The sequence below is a fragment of the Verrucomicrobiota bacterium genome, from assembly GCA_016871535.1.
Lineage (GTDB): Bacteria > Verrucomicrobiota > Verrucomicrobiia > Limisphaerales > SIBE01 > VHCZ01.
The window spans coordinates 14,516-31,174 of record VHCZ01000051.1 but is presented as its reverse complement, the minus strand read 5'-3'; the positions used below and the strand labels follow the sequence as shown (position 1 = coordinate 31,174).

Sequence of the window (16,659 nt, the reverse complement as noted above, 5' to 3'; positions counted from 1 at the left end):
TTTTTCGCCAGACTTCGTTGCTTGCTCCTTACAGATCCACTTCGGGATATGCTCGTCGCTCGCGCCTCGTCTGGCCGAAAAATCCCTTGCCGCGAACGTGAGCGTATTTATGAAATGGACCACTTAGGCAAAGCTGTTTGGAAGCGGGCGCCGAATATCTTTTCGAGAAAACCAAGGAACTGGCTGGCGTCATCGCATTGCTGAAATCTCTTCAGTCTTTGGTGCTGAAAACGAATCCGTCCCTGCCACCGCCAAACACGTACCGTAACGACGCTCGGCAGTTTCCTGTTGAGCGTCGGTGTATTGTCGGCCTGGCCGCTCGAGGGCTTGATGCGCATCTTCATCAGCCACGACGCGCGCGGCTTTTACGTCGCGGCGGATGGCGCCGGCGGCAATTGTCGTCCCGATTCTAAACCTCAAACCAACCAGGACAACACCCGCGCGGCCGTGGCGATAACGCGCCAGGCGGGTCGGGCCGAACCGTTGCGCGGCAAGCTCGGGCACGCCTTGTTGGACCAATTGCAGCGCGCGCGGGCACGCCAGCGTGGGCAGGAACTTGTTCCAGGCCGGTTCCGGCTGGGTGGCGGTTTGTTTGACTTCGATCGGCAGCCACGGCTGACCGTCGCGGGTGATGAGAAAATCAATCTCGCGCTGCTCGCGGTCGCGCAGCAGCCACAACGCGAAGTCTCCCGCCCCGGTGTCCGTCCAGTAATGACAGGCCTTCAGCAGGTGGCAGGCGACGAGGTTCTCGAAACGGGCTGGGCCGGACGGGACGCTGGTGTATTCCCACAGATAAAGCTTGCCCCCTTTCTTGAGCGAGAGGCCAACGCGCCGGGCGTAGGGGCGGACCTCGAAGACGTAGTAAAGCAGTTCCAGTCCACGCAACCAGCGGTCAAGCGTCTCGAAGGCGACGCCGATGTCCTCGCGCAGGCTGTTGCGGCTGAATAGCGAGCCGACCCGTTCCGGCAGGAGAACGGCCAGCATCTGCGCTTTGCCAATCTCGGCGACGCGGCTCAAATCGCGCAGGTCCTCGCGCAAGACCTGCTCGTCACGGTTGCGCCGCCAGAGCCGGGTTTGGGCGGCGTCCTGCGCCAGGAACGGTTCCGGGAAGCCGCCGTGCTCCAGCAACGTCGCCAGCGCCGTCTGGCCGTCCGCGCTGGCAGGCAAATCCCCGCTGGCGAGCCGGCCCTGGAATTCCTCCGGACTGGCCGGCCCGTTGCCGATGGCTTCGGCGACGCTGAACGGATGCAGCCGAAAGTGCCGGTAACGGCCCGCCATGCTGTCGCCGCCGCGCTGATAGACGTTGAGCCGCGCGCTGCCGGTGACTACCAGGTCGAGCGGTTCGGGGCGTGTGTCATACAGCCCCTTGAGCGTCTGTTTCCAGCGGGGCGCTTTGTGGATTTCGTCCAGCACAATCAAGGGGCGAACGCCCGGCGGGCGGGGATAGACCTCCAGGGCGGTCCCGGGGGTGCGCGCCCACAACCGGCGAAACTCGAGTTGGTCCCAGTTGTGGTAGCGGCCCGCGCCGCGCTGCTCCAACAGCCGTTTGGCAAGGGTCGTCCTGCCCACCTGCCGCGGGCCGCTTACCCACCCCATCTTGTCCGACACCAGGGCCAGCCGGGTGACGGCGGCCTCGATGTAACGATCTTTCACGGCGACAAATTTAGACCGCATCGAAAATTCGTCACGGCCATTTTTCGATGGGCCGGAAATTTGTCGGCAACCTCCGGCGCTTCCCGCCCCCCGAACCGGTTCTTTGACTCCAAAAAGGGCGACTTTCACTCTCACGCTTCCTTGGACCGCAGCCTTCAGGCTGCTTCCGGCCCCGCTCTGGAGTTCGGCGTTGAAGCGGCCTGAAGGCCAAGGTGAGTAGGTGCTTCAGGCGAGCCATACCATGCTTTGGAAACAGTCCAGTTCTGTGCAGTTCTGGCCAAGAAAAGTTGAGCCGGAGTCTCGGACTTCATCCATTCTGCGCCGGTGATGCAAATAACTTGCTGCTCACCGGCAGAATCGATAAACCCCAGCGGACATTTTTAACACGCAAACGCAAACGAACATGGCTTACAAAGACATCATCCCGCCGCCAGGCGAACGGATTTTGATCAGCAACGGCAAGCTTACGGTCCCTGATAATCCGGTCATTCCTTTCATTCGCGGGGATGGCACCGGCCCGGATATTTGGGCCGCGAGCGAGCGAGTGCTCAATTCGGCGGCGCAGAAAGCCTACGGCGGACGGCGCAAGATCGCGTGGTTCGAGGTCTTCGCGGGCGAGGCCGCGAAGAACAAGTTCGACAACTGGCTCCCCGACGACACCATCACGGCGTTCAAGGAATTCCTGGTCGGCATCAAAGGACCGTTGACCACGCCGGTCGGCGGCGGGATTCGTTCGCTGAACGTGGCGTTGCGCCAGATGCTCGACCTCTACGTCTGCCTTCGCCCGGTCCAGTATTTCAAGGGCGTGCCCTCACCCGTGAAGCATCCGGAGAAGGTCGATATGGTGATCTTCCGCGAGAACACCGAAGACATTTACGCCGGCATCGAGTTCGCGGGCGGAACGCCGGAAGCCCAGAAAGTCCTGGATTTCCTGGCCAAGGAATTTCCCAAGGACTTCAACAAGGTCCGCTTCGGCACCAAACAAAAGGCGGCGGAGTTTTGGAAGATGGTCGGCGCGCCGGTTCCCGATGATGTGCGGGTCGGCATTGGCGTCAAACCGGTCAGTTTCAGCGGGAGCGTCCGGCTGATCCACAGCGCGATTGCTTACGCGGTCAAGTTCAAGCGCCGCAGCGTGACTCTGGTGCACAAGGGCAACATCATGAAATTCACGGAAGGCGCCTTTCGTGATTGGGGCTATCAGGTCGCCAAGGAATATTTTGGCGCCGTGGAAATCGACAAAGGACCGTGGTGCCGGATTCCCGATGGCAAACCCGGCGCGGGCATCGTGGTCAAGGACGCCATCGCGGACATTGCCCTCCAGCAAGTGCTCACTCGACCCAACGATTTCGACGTGATCGCCACGCCGAACTTGAACGGCGATTATCTTTCCGACGCGCTCGCGGCTCAGGTCGGCGGCATCGGCATCGCGCCGGGTGGCAACATCAATTACATCACCGGCCACGCGATCTTCGAAGCCACGCACGGCACGGCGCCAAAGTATGCCAACCTGGACCGGGTCAATCCCGGAAGCGTCGTGTTGAGCGGTGAGATGATGCTGCGGCACCTGGGTTGGACCGAAGCCGCGGATTTGATTCTCAAGGGACTGAATGGTGCGATCGCATCGAAGCGCGTCACTTACGACTTCGCCCGCCTCATGGAGGGCGCCACGGAGATCAAGTGCTCCGAGTTCGGCGATAATATCATCGCGCACATGTAGGAACGGCATCTTGCCGGCCTGTCAGGAAGGAGTGAAGCTCTTCAGGTCGAGCCAAAAGACGGCAACCGGTTACGCCGACACGTCACGCCTTTGCTTTTCTTCGCCTCGGTTCTTCGATCGCCACGATGTGGAGCGTGTCGATCTTCGTGACCGATTCGTTTCTGCCCATGACGAGCACTTGCCCTGGCGACACAGCCACGAAGTCAGGATGAGCAACCCGAACCCGCGTACCATCGCTCAATCGAATGACAAACGGGCTGGGATCGCTGTTGATTCTCTGGCTGATGAGTCTGCTGTTCATCTATGATGCTGTTATGTTCTTTCGCCAAATGCTTGCGGTCAACACTACTGTAGTGTGTGGTCCAAGTTATCGGCTCGGCTTCAATTGCTTCGTTGGGGCGGCCGCGCCGGTCACTTCTTCAGCGATTCGTCAGGATTCTTGGCCTTGTCACGGAGCTTGCCTTTCTCGTCGTCGAGCCTCCTGTTGATTGTGAGTCGCCATAGCTCGGGCGCGCGGAGGGTGGGTCACGGGAAGCTACTCACGAAGCGGCTGGCGCGGACCCACCTTTGAAGGAATGTGAGCGACACTTGACCTGGAACGGCCGCTGCCTTTGGCCAGGTTGCATGCCGAGCAGGTCACCTGATTGCGCGAACGACTTCCGACTCCGTGCCGTGATGGTTGAATTGGCGCTCGATAATGAGCTGTCGCGGGTGCGGGCACCAATCGAACCCGGGGCGCCGGTTACTTCTTGAGTGCCTCGACGTGTTGCTGCATGGCGTTGAGAAGAGCTTGGATCACGGCGGTCGGCTTGCCCATCCACATTGCGCCGACCGTAACCGGCGGAAAATCCGGCAACGGCAGCAGGCGGATTTCGGGAGAAAACCTCGCCTTGGGTGGAAGCACACCCAGACCGATGCCATAGCCTTCCGCCACGTATGCCTCCACCAAAGCCAGCGAACTGACTTCGATGCCCGTGAACCAGTCCACGCCCAATCGGCTCAGACTTTGTTGAAAATTCTTACAGATGGTTTCATTCGACTGCAGACTGATCAGCGTCTCCTGGATTCGGTCGCGCTTCCAGAGTTCCTCAGCCGACTGGATTCGGTTTGATTTCCTCACCAGGAGGATAAGGGGAAGTTTCAGCAACGGCAGGGTGTGCGTTCCCGAAATCGGCTTCGAATCCAGCAAAGTGACAGCCACGTCGATCTCTCGCTTCTGCAGCAAACTCTCCAGCTCCGGCTGATACCCTTCGTGCAGAGTGAATCTTAGTTTCGGAAACTTCTTTTGCGCCGATTGAATGACTTCCGGCACATGATCGCGGAGAACGATTTCCGAAGCGCCAATGCGCACGTGCTGCGAAATGCCGCCGCGAATCTTGTCCGCGACCGCGCTCACGTTGTCGAAAAATGGCCGAATGAAGGCGTAAAGCTCTTCACCGGCCGGGCTGAGGACAAACGGGCGCCGCTGAAACAAAGTCACGCCGAGATATTCCTCCAACTGGATCACTTGCCCGCTGACCGCGGGCTGCTGGATTCCGTAGGGGATGTTCCGCACCGCTTCGGCGATTCCTCCATGTTTGGCGACATAATAGAACAACTCCAGATGGTGGATGTTCATAGATTGATTTTGCTGATGGTGGCGCTGAATTTATCAATTACCGCCCGCCCAGCAAGCTCCCGTATCCTGCCGTGCAGTTCGGGCAGTTGGTTGCATTTGAATTTTTCGATGAACATCGACATGACCTATCCCCTCCCCCTGAACGTCCCCCTCTCCCGTCCTACGGACACCCTCTCCCCCTCCGAGGGGGAGAAGGCACGGGAGAGGGGGACGTTCAGGGGTCCAATGTGCGAAGTCTTGCTTTGGAGAATTCTCACCCCGGCCCTTGGGGAGAAGGAGCGTTCGATGCCACGCTGGAATCTGCCGACATGCTTCGATCAGCCTGGCCCTGCGAATGCGGAACCCCTCTCCTGGGGGAGAGGGAAGGGTGAGGGGGAAGACACCGGCCTCCAACTTGTGGCGGAGTGCGCCACCGAGGCACAAAGGCCAGCCCAGTTGGAATCATGAAATTGATCGTTCCACATTTGAATCTGGTCGTGGCGTGGATCTGGATCTTGCTTGGCTTCCTGTCGGGAATGATCCTGGGCTTGAGTTTCCACCGAGAGGACTGGCTGGGCGGTTACGGGAGTTTCCGGCGCCGCCTGTATCGCCTGGGGCATATCTCATTCTTCGGGCTGGGGACCGTGAATCTCCTGTTCTTCCTCACCGTTCGAACCTTCGCGACTGTTGGAGAAGGAACCCAATTCGCTTCCTGGGGGTTCGTTCTCGGCGCCCTCACCATGCCGATCTGCTGTTTTGCCACGGCGCATTGTCCGAGGTTCCGGATGTTCTTCGCCGTTCCGGTGCTCAGCCTGATTCTCGGCGGTTCGCTCTTGCTCTGGGAGATCATCAAATTATGAAAATCGGATTCATTGCCATGAGCGGTGTGCGCGCGCACAACGACGAACTCACCCAACTCGGCCTGACGTTGCCCGGGTTCGTCGAACGAAACAAAATCATCGCGTCAATGCCAAGTCTGTCCCTCCTGACTCTGGCGGGGTTGACGCCGGACAAGTTCGAGGTCGAGTATCGCGAGATCGCAGACTTGAAGCAATGCACTGCGCTGCCTGAGGATTACGATCTGGTGGCGATCAGTTCCTTTTCGGCGCAGATCAACGAGGCGTACCAGCTTGCGGATCATTATCGGGCCAGGAGAGTCCCGGTCGTTCTGGGCGGGTTGCATGTCACGTCCGTTCCGGAGGAGGCCAAAGAACACTGCACGAGTGTAGTGGTCGGCGAAGGCGAGCCTTTGTGGCCTATGATCCTCAAGGATTTTGAAAGGGGGAATCTTAAACCCTACTACGCCCAGTCGCCGCGCGGCAGTTTTGACCTGCGAGAGGCTCCCCTGCCCCGCTTCGATCTGCTCGATCCGGACAAATACAACCGAATCACGGTCCAGACCAGCCGGGGTTGTCCGCACAAATGCGAGTTCTGCGCCAGCTCAATCCTCCTCACGCCGAGATACAAACTCAAACCGGTCGCCAAAGTGATCGAAGAAATCCACGCCATCAAACGCATCTGGTCGCGGCCCTTCATCGAATTCGCGGATGACAACAGCTTCGTGAACTACACGCATTACAAGGAGCTGTTCCGGGCGCTGGTTCGGGAGAATCTGCGCTGGTTTACGGAAGCCGATCTGAACGTCGCCAGGGACGACGAGTTGCTCGGCTTGATGCGCGACTCGGGTTGCCAGCAAATTCTGATCGGACTGGAGAGCCCGCGAAAAGTCAGCCTGGACGGCGTCGAATTGAACGCCAATTGGAAAATGCGCCAACAAGAGCGCTACAAAGAAGCCATCGCGAAAATCCAATCCTTCGGCATCACGGTCAACGGCTGTTTCATCCTGGGTCTTGATGGCGACACGCCGGAGGTCTTTGATGACGTGCTGGCTTTCGTGCGCGAATCGGGTCTGTACGAAGTGCAAGTCACGTTCCTGACGGCCTTCCCCGGCACCCCGCTCTACCATCGGCTCAAAGCTGAAGGACGAATCATTCGCGACAAGGCCTGGGAACTTTGCACGTTGTTTGACATCAATCTCCGGCCCAAAGACATGTCCATCGATCAACTGCAACAAGGTTTCCTGCGGCTGGTCAAAACGCTCTACTCGGCGGAGGAAACTCAAACGCGCCGCCGCCGCTTCAAGGCTCGTTTGAAAACCTCTCCGAACTTTGGTCGGCACCGCCCCTTCAAGCACTCCGAGGCGGTGGCATCGCTCGCGGCGTGAGCCGCGCAGTGCATCCACATCGGCAAGTCACAAATCAGTTGCCGCACGCGAACGCTTGGGTTTAATTACGACCGTTAAACCAGAGCCTGCACATGCCATGAACTCTCTCCATTCCCGCCGTGCCGCTTTCACGCTGATTGAACTGCTGGTCGTCATCGCCATCATCGCTATCCTGGCCGGCATGCTTTTGCCGGCGCTTTCCCGCGCCAAGAACAAGGCGCAATTCACCAAGTGCCTGAGCAACAACCGGCAGATCGGCCTGGCGCTCGTGCTTTATACCGGCGATTTCAACGAGACCATGCCGCTCTGCCGCGACTGGGCTTCCTTGGGCGGAAAGGACGGGCGCTACGACATGTTCGTGGCCATGACCAACAAGCCGCTTTACCAATACCAGGGCACGCCGGAGATTTTCAAATGTCCGTCGGACCGGGGCGATTCCATGGGCATGCGTTGGGTGAACATCAATTGCACCAATTGCTACGTTCAATACGGCACAAGCTATCTCATGGAATGGTCGGGGGATTACATGCGCACCAAGCGGGTCTTCGGAAACCTCAATGCCTCCCGAACTGAGTACGCCGGCCAATCCATGAAAACCTCCGAGATCGCCCTCAGTCCGGGGAATAAGATCATCCTCGGCGACTGGATCTGGCACATGAATCGCGGTTGGGATAGTCCACGCAGCGTCTGGCACAATTACAAAGGACGAAGCCTGGTCGTGATGCTCTTCGGCGACGGACACGCCGAAGGCTACAAATTCCCCACCAAACCCGAAGGGGATCCGTTCTGGAACGCGACGCCCAATCCAACCAACCAGTGGTGGTAGCGCGGCTTAACCGTGACTACGCAATTCGACGCCGCGTTCCCCCTCACCCCAGCCCTCTCCCTCAGGGAGAGGGCGTTGTTTTTTCCAACGCAGGAATGGTCCCCGAATGGCGAATTGAACCACGGCCCAGGAAATGTTCTCCCTCTCCCCTGGGGAGAGGGCCGGGGTGAGGGGAACGGAGCCGTCGGACTGAATAGATACGGCTTAATCGGAACCGCGTGCTGCAAGACGGCGCCTGATCTTAGCCGCGCCCGCTCGTTTGAGTTTGAGCGAAGGATAAATCGGAGATTCAGGACGTGGAGTGAGGGTCTGGCGTTGCGGATCCGCGATAAGGTCCAGCTCTTCCATCACGACTTGTCCGATGAGCGCTTCGCTGAGTGGCGGCCTCACAATGCATTCTGTGGTCATGGCGCGGTCGCCGATTTTGATCGTGACGGCTCCGGCAACTGGGCGTTCATCCCGTCGATCATCCGCATAGGAAACGACCACCCTTCTGCGGGACCGGAGGCCTAGTTTCTCAACGACGTCTTGCGGCAAGGCCAGCATCACGGCTCCCGTATCCGCCACGGCGTCCATTGAGTGACGTCGCACTTTGTCTTCCTGCAACCGTCCCTCTTCCTGCAACGCTCGGTCCACGAAGTTTTCCAGTTCAACCCTGACAGCAATCTCGCCCATAGGTCTTCAGTGCCAGCAAAACCGTACGGCGTCAAGGTCGGCGAGGTCAGCGCCAGCAATTCTCATGTTGGCCGCACGTAGTCCCGGCTTCAGCCGGTCCGGGCGGGAAGATCGCCAAAGAACCGGTTAAAACCGCGACTACGTGCGGGTCGTTTTCAATGCAGGGCCAAAATGAGAATTGCTGGATCAGCGCGCAGTCAAGCGGACCGGCGCCTAATCGAACAGCCAATTCATTGGGAAAGCGAGTGACCAGACAAGACCTTTCCACGTGAGAGGCCGGACCAGCTCAGCAAAGAACTCTGCGGCAGGTTTCATTTGAGGTCAGGGCGTACTTTCAGAGCATTTTCTGAAACCAATTCGCCAGCGATGGGGACCGCACACGCCCTCGCGTGCCGGGGTCGGCGCCCCCGCCGACCCCATCTTCAGTCCGAAAAAACGATCATGTGAAGAGACGGCTTCTGCGACGCTCCGGCTGGCGAGGCGCCAGCCGGGACACGCGAGGGCGCGTGTGCTCCCCAATTGCGGATGGCATCCAATTCTTCGAACAAACTCGACATGGTCTTTAATTGCCACCTTTCGGCGGTGTGATCGCGTCACTGTCCACGGAAATCGCCTGTTGCATTGTTGTTTTCATTTGCGTTTCCTCCATTTGAAGGCCAATGCGGCAAGTCCCAGCATGAGCAGAATCCACGTCCCCGGTTCCGGAACCGTCGGGACGCTGGCCGCCTCGACCGGAGTCAACCCCGCCGCTTGATATTGCTGCTGAGTTTCAAGAACGACGGCGCCCGAAATCGCGGTGACCAGTTGATACCGCGCCGCGAGTTTCAACGCCTCCGCCACCTGTCTGGATTTCGTCAAGGCGCGCACCCGCTCGGCAGCCCACAAGCGCACGATGTGCGACGACGCCGTGGCACTCGCCTTTCCGGCTGCTGCTTCCCGGTCCACCGCGCGTGCCAGCCGATATTCTTGTCGCCGTCCACTCCAGATCGCGAAAAGCCGTTCCAGATCGCCGTGCAAGTCGCCGAGCCTGGGCCACGCGGTAAACGCATCCAAAGTGCCCAATTGCTCCGTGATCCGATTCGGCCCGCTGCGCGTGGCCAAATCCAGAATCAATGGCCCGTCGCGGCCCGCTCTCCATTCCAGTCGTTGGCGCAGGGACTCCAATCCGGACAACACCACGGGCTGTGGGCCATGAATCCAGAGCAACGTACCGTCCGCTTTGGCCGCCGCCCATTCCCAGGCTTGGAGCAACGCAGGGACATCGTCTTGCCCGCCGACGCCGCGGAGCTTGCCCACGATTTCGGATACCCGTTCGCTGGACCGCCATTCCGAAGAATAGATTTGGCGCACACCATCCTGGGCCAGCCAGACTCCCAGTTCGGGTTTGGCGGGAACGCCATTTAACGCGCGCGCGACGGACGGGAAGAACTCGTTCATGTCCTCCGAACCATCCAGGACAATCGCAATCCGCGAAAGGAACACCGGGCTCCCCTGCTCCAACGTTTGCACGATGACCGCGCCGTCGTTGCTTCTCTTGTCCAGAGCGCGGACCGTTTGGAGCCGGGGCGAAATCGCGAAGCGCATCGCCACGTCCACCGAACCCAAAACTGCGTCCGCGACCTCGCCATGAATCCCCGTTTTTCCCGGCTTGCTCCGATCTACGGTGAGGCCGTTTAGCACGACGCTGGCAGGCTCCGGCGCTTCAAGCCACAGACTGTGGCGGAACGGGGACGCCACTCCGAAGTTGCGCTCGATCACGCGCGGAAGTTTCAGCGCCGCGTGGTTTGAGTTCTCGACAAGGAGCGGCGCCGTAATTCCCAGGCGGATTTTCATCGTGCCGCCGTTGGGCGGAATCGGAAAACATTGGACCAACACGCGATCCGGCCCCGTCGTCGTGACCAGCACGGGATCGCGACGTTGCTGGACGGCGACCTTTTGATACGCCTCGCGCACCTGCGCGCGGCCCGCGAACGCCGCCTCGCGTTCTTCCCCGTTCACCCAAAGCGTGAGCCGCGACACCACGCCTTCGGGCGGCAGAAGGATTTGTGCGCGCGCCTCCCGCTGGCTGCGTTCGTGGTCGTTTCGGAACTCCAGGATCCATTCGAAGTAAGCCCAGCCTTCGTCCGGGCGGCACATGCCATCGAAGCGCGATTGCGCGAGGGACAACCCGCGAACCTGTCCAGCCACCGTTTCGCCGCCCAGGCCCTGATCCCAATCGAATTCGCCAAAAAGGTCGCGGCCCGCGCGCTGATATTTGCTCAACGGCGGCGCGACCGAATTGAAGGGCTTGCCCGTCACGCGATAATAAGCCTTTCGCGCCAGCTCGGCGTTGGGACGCCGGCCTCCGAAAAGCTCGATCCACAATCGGTCGCCTCGGCCGTAGCACTCCATCAGCAAAATACTCTCGCTGCCCCAGAGCCGAAGATTCGCAATGGCCGAATTGGCTTCCTCCGGGGAATCCGATCCGGATCGATCGATCCAATGACGCGTGAGCGACGCCGGCAAAGCCAGGCCCAGCAACAGAGCCAGCGACCCGGCCATGGCCCAGCCCCAGCCGCGCAAGCCCGGCTTCCCGCTTCGCCTATGTTGTCGCTTCAACTCGCCCCGCAGCCACAGCGCCGAGGAAAGCGCACAAACCGGCGCGAGCGGCAGCAACCCCAGGCCGAAGTAAAAGATGCCGATGACCGCAAAGAACATCATCGGCAAATAGAGCGCGGTGTAGAACAAGCTCACGCCGCACGCGACAGCGTTTCCCAGCCACAGCCAATCCGGCACGGCGCGGTCCGGTCTCCGCACTTCCCTCCAGGCAAGCCAGTTTGCGGCGGGCACGGCGGCAGCAAGCAACACGTGCATCCAGGTAGGCAAGGGATCGAAAAAGGTTCCGGCGCAAAGATGAGTCGCCAGTTCAAAGGCAATCGTGATGACCGGCAGCACGATCCCAAACACCATCACAAGCTCGGTGGAAAGCGGCGGCAGCTTTTTCGGTTGATTCCATTGCGGCGGCGGCGGCTTTTCGCCCGGTTCATCGTCCGGCAACGGACCGATGCGCCGGACGATTCGCTGCACGTCGTCGTGCGTGACTACGGGTAAACGCAACGCCGCCACCTCCTGCTCCACGTGCCTCCGCAGATCGGCGACGACTTCGTCGGCATCGGCCCCACACGAGGACACACGGAGCCGGTTGCGTTCCAGATAACCTTCCAAAGTCCGATGAGCGGTCGTAGTCCAGTTGTTCATAACGATGGCAATTTGTGCAGGCTGCGCGTGCCTTGGTTGAGCTTGTCCAGAAAATCATTCATGTCCGCCAAGGTCCGCCGACCCTCCTTGGTCAGGGCGTAGTATTTGCGCGCCGGGCCTTCGGTTGATTCCTCCAGCCGCGCGCTGACCAACCCCGCGACGCGCAGGCGCGACAGCAGCGGATAAAGCGTGCCCTCCGTAAGGGCGAGGCCGGGGACGGATGCGAGTGTCTTCACCAGTTCGTAGCCGTAGCGTTCCTGGTTTTCCAGAGCGCGCAGGATGCAAAGTTCCAGCACGCCTTTGCGTACTTGGACAATCCAGTTGTCAAAGAATTCACTCATGGCCGGCGGTTTGTTCCTGACCCGTCATGCTACTATGCTATACAAGGTAGCTGCTTTTGCCAAGCACTTTTGGGTGCTTTCTTCTAGATGCAATTCAACAGGAGAGAACCGAGGCAACAGAGATTGAAGATGGCGAGGCTTATCCAGGTTCTCCTGCACCTTTTTGTCGCTCCGAACGCTGAAGCGGCATAAATGCCGCGCTCCGCTCGCTCCGTGATGAGCGTCACGGGGGTGAGAGGCCACGATCTTCCCCTCCGTTATCTCCGTTGCCTCCTGTTCATCTCAGCTCACTCCACCATCACGATGCCGCGGCGCAGGGCGGCGGTGGCGGCTTGCGTGCGGTCGCGCACGTTGAGCTTGCCGAGGATGCTGTTGACGTGGTTCTTGACTGTGCTTTCCGTCACGGAAAGCGCGGAGGCGATTTCTTTGTTGCTCATGCCTTCAACAATCAATCTCAGCACTTCGAGTTCCCGCGATCTCAAGTCCGGATGCGGCATCCGCTGGGCCAGCCGCGCCGCGACCCCCGGCGGAATACAATATTGCCCGCTGTGCACGGCACGGATGTCGTCGAGGAATTCATTGCGAGGAATGTCCTTCAGCAGATAGGCCCGTGCTCCGGCCTGCAACGCCCGGTAAATATTCTCGTCCCCATCGTAAGTCGTCAGGACCACGATGCGCGCCTCGGGAAATTGGGCGCGAATCTCGACGGTCGCCTCGACGCCGCTCAAGCCGGGCATGCGCAGGTCCATGAGGACAATGTCAGGCCGATGTTCGCGAAAAAGCTGCACGGCTTCCTGGCCATTGGTGGCTTCGGCAACCACCGCCATGTCCGGCTGGCTGTCGATCATGCTTCTCAGCCCGGTGCGAACGACCCAGTGATCGTCCACGATGAGGATACGAATCGATTTGGTCTTCGTCATGGCTTTATCGACTGCTTAAAGGGCCGTGCAACTCGGTAGGGCGAGTCCGTCCCGGCGCGCCGCTCGACGTGCATGGAACACGTCCGGGGCTCGCTGGGGACAGGCTCGCCCTACCGTGTGGTTCATGGGAAGCTTCCTTGGTTTCAGAACCATGCATCTGGACCTGGGAAGCTTTCTTGGCCTCAGCGCCATGCACATGGTCCTTGAACCGAAAACCGTGCGGACCGCAGCCTTCAGGCTGCTTCCGCGCACTCGCCGGAGTCCAGCGCTGAAGCGGCCTAAAGGCCACGATCCGGAGGATCGGTTCATGGGAAGCGAGGAAACTCATTGAACCGGCACCTCCACTTCGACTTCGGTGCCCTGGCCTGGGCTGGACTTGAGATCCAGGCCCGCGCCCATTTGTTTGGCGCGCTCTCGCATCCCCAGAAGCCCAAAGTGCGCTCCGTTGGGGCGCTGCGCTGAGAGCACTTCAAAGCCCTGTCCGTCATCGCGAATTCTCAAGAGCACGGTTCGCGGTTGATAATTCAGTTCAATCTGAATGCTTCCGGCCTGGCCATGCTTGAGCGAGTTCGTGATCGCTTCCTGGCCCACGCGCAAGAGGTTGTTCTCAATCTTGGACGGGATCGGCCGCGCCGCGCCGAGGGTTTGCACGCGAACGTCCACCGGTTTTTGGCCGACCATTTGTCGCGCGCTCTCAGCCAGCGCTGTCGCGAGGTCGCCGTTTTCCAGGGTTGCGGAGCGCAAGTTCATCACCGAGCGCCGCGCTTCGGCCAGGCTGTGCCGGACCATGTTCAACGCCAAGGTCAAATGTTGCTGTGCCTGGGCCGGCGCGTCGGTCAATTTGGTGGCCACGGCTTCCAGTTGAAAAGCGATGCCGGCGAAACCTTGCGCGAGCGTGTCGTGGAGGTCGCGGGCAATCCGGTTGCGTTCCGACAGCACGAGGGAGAATTGCGCTTGAGCCCGCCGCATCCGGCGCCAGTGAAAACTCCATCCCGCCAGCCCCACCGCCAGCGCGCAGAGTGTGTAGAACCAGTACGATTGGTAAAAATAAGGCGCCAGCGAAAAGGCGAACGCCGCGCCCTGTTCGTTCCAAACTCCGTCGTTGTTGCAGGCCGCCACGCGGAACCGGTAATTGCCCGGTGGAATCTTGTTGTAGAAGGCCACGCGCCGCGCGCCCGCCTCGACCCAATTCTGATCCACGCCTTCCAATTTATAGCGAAAACGCACCTTCTCGGGCGCCAGGAAACTGAGCGCGGTGTAATGGAACGTGAACGCTTGCGATCCCGGCGCCAGTTTCGCGGCGTGCGTCAGATCAAGGTCGCGGTTGCTCACGGACACGCGCTCGATGAGCACGGGCGGCGGCTGGTCGTTTCTTCGGATGCGTCCAGGATTGATCCGCGCGACGCCGCCGGCCGTGGGAAACCGCAGGGAGCCATCGCGGCATTTCCATCCGGCCGGCTGCGTGCCGCCTTCGCACTGCGCGGTCTTCAATCCGTCCGCCACGCCGTACGCGACACAAACCAGCGCCGAGGTTTGGCGGGCGTCGTAGGCGGCCACGCACTGCTTCGCCAGGCTGAACACACCGCGATTGGAAGAAATCCACAACGTGTCGTTATCGTCTTCGAGTATCCAATAGATGAAATTGTGGAACAGGCCGTCGCGCACCGTGTACGACGTGAACTGGCCGTTGGCCAGGCGCGTCAGGCCTCCTTGCGTGCCGAACCACAGCACACCGTCGTGGTCTTCGTGCATGCAATAGACCGCGTTGCGCGCCAGGCCGTCCTGGGTGGTGTAACCCGTGAAATTCCCGTCGCGTTGCCGGCTCACGCCTCCGCCGTCGGTGCCGATCCACATGGCGCCGTCGCGGGCTTCATAGACACACCTCGGCAAATCGCTGGCCAATCCTTCTTTCATGGTCAGAACAGAGAATGTCCCGTCCCGTAAGCGCACGAGTCCGCCGCCGCGCGTGCCGATCCAAAGACTGCCTTCGCGATCCTCGTACAGCGCCTCGACAAAATCGTGCGGCAAACCTTCCAGGAACGTGTAATTGGTGATCTGGCCGTTCCGAAAACGGCTCAATCCCTTCCACGTGCCCACCCAGAGATTGCTGTCCCGATCTTGAAGAATCGTCCGGACCTTGTTGTCGGCCAATCCGTCCGCGAACGAGAACATCTTGACGCCTTCCTGGTTCGCGCGCGCCACGCCGTTCCAAGTTCCCAACCAGAGCTGGCCCTGGCGATCCTGGATAACATCGAGCACGCCCGACCGAGGCCAATCCTCGGCCGCGGTGTAATGGAGGAACTTCCCATCCTTGAGCCAGCTCAGCCCGCCGTTGAACGTGCCGATCCAGAGATGGCCTGCGCGATCCTCATGAAGCGCGCGGATGTCGTTGGATTGAAGCCCGTCATGGGTCTCCGCGCGAAACACCGTGAACGTGACGCCGTCGAACCGGGCCAACCCATCGCGCGTCCCAATCCAGAGGTAGCCATCCCGCGTTTGAGTGATCACCTGAACGGAACTCTGCGGAAGCCCTTCGCTTTTGGTCCAGACATCCTGATGGTACTGCGTGATCGCTTTGGCTGGGTCGAGCGCGTGGCTGAGCGGCGCCCACTGAAGGGCGGTCAGCAAAGCAGTCAACCAAGCCCACGAACCATGGAGTATCCCCTCAGTTAAGGTAGTTAAGGTGGGGCGAGGCTCCTGCCGAGCCAATGCCATCGAAGAAAAGCTCCGCAGGAGCGTCGCTCCACCGTCGTTAACCGAGGGCTTACAACCATGGACGGTCGCATTGATTGCGGCTCTGGAATTTAGGGTGCAGCAACAATATGGCACGAGCCTCCCGCTGGACAAGATTTCGTTGCCGGGCAGTTCACCGCCGGATTTTGGAGGTTGGACATTGGCATGAAGAAATCCCAACGGAATTTCGCCTCAAAGCCCCAGCGATTCTCATTTTGGCGTGCTTGGAGCGCGGCCATCCAGGCCGCAGCGTTCCGCGGACCTGTTTGGACTCGACGCACCTCCTTCCCATGAACCGGCCCCGCAAAATTCAGGGCGGACCCAAATTGAGGGGGAACCATCGCGGTCCGCCCCGAATTCGTGGGGGATGACAGGTTTCATGGTCCATGTGCATGGCACTGAGGCCAAGGCAGCTTCCCATGAACCGTTCCTCCGGACCGTGGCCTTTAGGCCGCTTTGGCGCTGAACTCCGGAGAGGGCGCGGAAGCAGCCTGAAGGCTGCGGTCCGCACAATCTCAGGTTCATGGGCCACGTGCAGGGCTCGAAGGCCGTGGGAGCTTCCCATGAACCAGACGGTAGGGCGAGCCTGTCCCAGCGAGCCGCGTCGGACGTGTTCCACGCACGTCGAGCGGCTCGCCGGGATGGACTCGCCCTGCCGGGTTCATGGGGCGAGAGCATGGTGATCGGACCAAGGAAGCTTTCCGTGAACTGAAGGTAGCAATCAGTAATCAGTGTT

Annotated in this window: 14 protein-coding genes; 5 read left to right on the top strand and 9 right to left on the bottom strand. The window is 60.2% G+C overall.

What is annotated here, in order from left to right; translation table 11 throughout:
- Positions 1 to 189: 189 nt before the first annotated feature.
- Positions 190 to 1,674 carry an ATP-binding protein gene (locus tag FJ398_09300; GenBank protein MBM3838146.1) on the bottom strand — a complete coding sequence of 495 codons (1,485 nt, stop codon included), beginning with the start codon at positions 1,672 to 1,674 and terminating at the stop codon, positions 190 to 192.
- Between the two features lie 382 nt (positions 1,675 to 2,056).
- On the opposite strand from FJ398_09300, the gene FJ398_09295 reads away from it, so the two are divergent.
- Complete coding sequence (locus tag FJ398_09295) at positions 2,057 to 3,370, top strand: NADP-dependent isocitrate dehydrogenase (GenBank protein MBM3838145.1); 1,314 nt, start codon at positions 2,057 to 2,059, stop codon at positions 3,368 to 3,370.
- Positions 3,371 to 3,452: 82 nt separating this feature from the next.
- On the opposite strand, the gene FJ398_09290 is transcribed toward FJ398_09295, so the two are convergent.
- On the bottom strand, positions 3,453 to 3,671 hold the full coding sequence (locus FJ398_09290) for a hypothetical protein (protein ID MBM3838144.1): 219 nt from the start codon (positions 3,669 to 3,671) through the stop codon (positions 3,453 to 3,455).
- Positions 3,672 to 4,112: 441 nt separating this feature from the next.
- On the bottom strand, positions 4,113 to 4,988 hold the full coding sequence (locus FJ398_09285) for a LysR family transcriptional regulator (protein MBM3838143.1): 876 nt from the start codon (positions 4,986 to 4,988) through the stop codon (positions 4,113 to 4,115).
- 443 nt (positions 4,989 to 5,431) lie between these two features.
- Between FJ398_09285 and FJ398_09280 the strand changes: the two genes are divergently transcribed.
- The 3 genes from FJ398_09280 (at position 5,432) to FJ398_09270 (ending at position 8,017) form a co-directional block, all read left to right on the top strand.
- Complete coding sequence (locus FJ398_09280) at positions 5,432 to 5,827, top strand: hypothetical protein (protein ID MBM3838142.1); 396 nt, start codon at positions 5,432 to 5,434, stop codon at positions 5,825 to 5,827.
- On the top strand, positions 5,824 to 7,191 hold the full coding sequence (locus FJ398_09275) for a B12-binding domain-containing radical SAM protein (protein ID MBM3838141.1): 1,368 nt from the start codon (positions 5,824 to 5,826) through the stop codon (positions 7,189 to 7,191). The genes FJ398_09280 and FJ398_09275 overlap by 4 nt, the downstream gene beginning before the upstream one ends.
- A 97-nt stretch (positions 7,192 to 7,288) precedes the next feature.
- Positions 7,289 to 8,017 (top strand): type II secretion system protein, encoded by a 729-nt coding sequence (locus tag FJ398_09270; GenBank protein ID MBM3838140.1) that lies wholly within the window; start codon positions 7,289 to 7,291, stop codon positions 8,015 to 8,017.
- A 204-nt stretch (positions 8,018 to 8,221) separates the two neighbouring features.
- On the opposite strand, the gene FJ398_09265 is transcribed toward FJ398_09270, so the two are convergent.
- The 6 genes from FJ398_09265 to FJ398_09240 all read right to left on the bottom strand — a co-directional run bounded on the left by FJ398_09265 (position 8,222) and on the right by FJ398_09240 (position 15,905).
- Entirely contained in the window at positions 8,222 to 8,692 is a 471-nt protein-coding gene (locus tag FJ398_09265) for a clan AA aspartic protease (GenBank protein MBM3838139.1), read from the bottom strand.
- Positions 8,693 to 9,322: 630 nt separating this feature from the next.
- On the bottom strand, positions 9,323 to 11,929 hold the full coding sequence (locus FJ398_09260; GenBank protein MBM3838138.1) for a PEP-CTERM sorting domain-containing protein: 2,607 nt from the start codon (positions 11,927 to 11,929) through the stop codon (positions 9,323 to 9,325).
- Positions 11,926 to 12,270, bottom strand: coding sequence for a PadR family transcriptional regulator (locus FJ398_09255; GenBank protein ID MBM3838137.1), 345 nt, complete (start codon positions 12,268 to 12,270; stop codon positions 11,926 to 11,928). The genes FJ398_09260 and FJ398_09255 overlap by 4 nt, the downstream gene beginning before the upstream one ends.
- Before the next feature lie 287 nt (positions 12,271 to 12,557).
- Positions 12,558 to 13,190 (bottom strand): response regulator transcription factor, encoded by a 633-nt coding sequence (locus tag FJ398_09250; GenBank protein ID MBM3838136.1) that lies wholly within the window; start codon positions 13,188 to 13,190, stop codon positions 12,558 to 12,560.
- 4 nt (positions 13,191 to 13,194) lie between these two features.
- A complete protein-coding gene (locus FJ398_09245) occupies positions 13,195 to 13,518 on the bottom strand; it encodes a hypothetical protein (GenBank protein MBM3838135.1) in 324 nt (107 codons plus the stop codon).
- Positions 13,515 to 15,905: a hypothetical protein gene (locus FJ398_09240; GenBank protein ID MBM3838134.1), complete on the bottom strand. Its 2,391-nt coding sequence runs from the start codon at positions 15,903 to 15,905 to the stop codon at positions 13,515 to 13,517. Before FJ398_09240 ends, FJ398_09245 begins: the two co-directional genes overlap by 4 nt.
- 541 nt (positions 15,906 to 16,446) lie before the next feature.
- On the opposite strand from FJ398_09240, the gene FJ398_09235 reads away from it, so the two are divergent.
- Positions 16,447 to 16,635: a hypothetical protein gene (locus FJ398_09235; protein MBM3838133.1), complete on the top strand. Its 189-nt coding sequence runs from the start codon at positions 16,447 to 16,449 to the stop codon at positions 16,633 to 16,635.
- Positions 16,636 to 16,659 lie beyond the last annotated feature (24 nt).

Coding starts and splice junctions, on each gene's coding strand:
- FJ398_09285 (MBM3838143.1), bottom strand. CDS start 4,988: ATGAACATCCACCATCTGGAGTTGTTCTATTATGTCGCCAAACATGGA.
- FJ398_09245 (MBM3838135.1), bottom strand. CDS start 13,518: ATGAGTTTCCTCGCTTCCCATGAACCGATCCTCCGGATCGTGGCCTTT.
- FJ398_09295 (MBM3838145.1), top strand. CDS start 2,057: ATGGCTTACAAAGACATCATCCCGCCGCCAGGCGAACGGATTTTGATC.
- FJ398_09265 (MBM3838139.1), bottom strand. CDS start 8,692: ATGGGCGAGATTGCTGTCAGGGTTGAACTGGAAAACTTCGTGGACCGA.
- FJ398_09280 (MBM3838142.1), top strand. CDS start 5,432: ATGAAATTGATCGTTCCACATTTGAATCTGGTCGTGGCGTGGATCTGG.
- FJ398_09255 (MBM3838137.1), bottom strand. CDS start 12,270: ATGAGTGAATTCTTTGACAACTGGATTGTCCAAGTACGCAAAGGCGTG.
- FJ398_09275 (MBM3838141.1), top strand. CDS start 5,824: ATGAAAATCGGATTCATTGCCATGAGCGGTGTGCGCGCGCACAACGAC.
- FJ398_09260 (MBM3838138.1), bottom strand. CDS start 11,929: ATGAACAACTGGACTACGACCGCTCATCGGACTTTGGAAGGTTATCTG.
- FJ398_09300 (MBM3838146.1), bottom strand. CDS start 1,674: ATGCGGTCTAAATTTGTCGCCGTGAAAGATCGTTACATCGAGGCCGCC.
- FJ398_09290 (MBM3838144.1), bottom strand. CDS start 3,671: ATGAACAGCAGACTCATCAGCCAGAGAATCAACAGCGATCCCAGCCCG.
- FJ398_09250 (MBM3838136.1), bottom strand. CDS start 13,190: ATGACGAAGACCAAATCGATTCGTATCCTCATCGTGGACGATCACTGG.
- FJ398_09235 (MBM3838133.1), top strand. CDS start 16,447: ATGGGCCACGTGCAGGGCTCGAAGGCCGTGGGAGCTTCCCATGAACCA.
- FJ398_09240 (MBM3838134.1), bottom strand. CDS start 15,905: ATGGCATTGGCTCGGCAGGAGCCTCGCCCCACCTTAACTACCTTAACT.
- FJ398_09270 (MBM3838140.1), top strand. CDS start 7,289: ATGAACTCTCTCCATTCCCGCCGTGCCGCTTTCACGCTGATTGAACTG.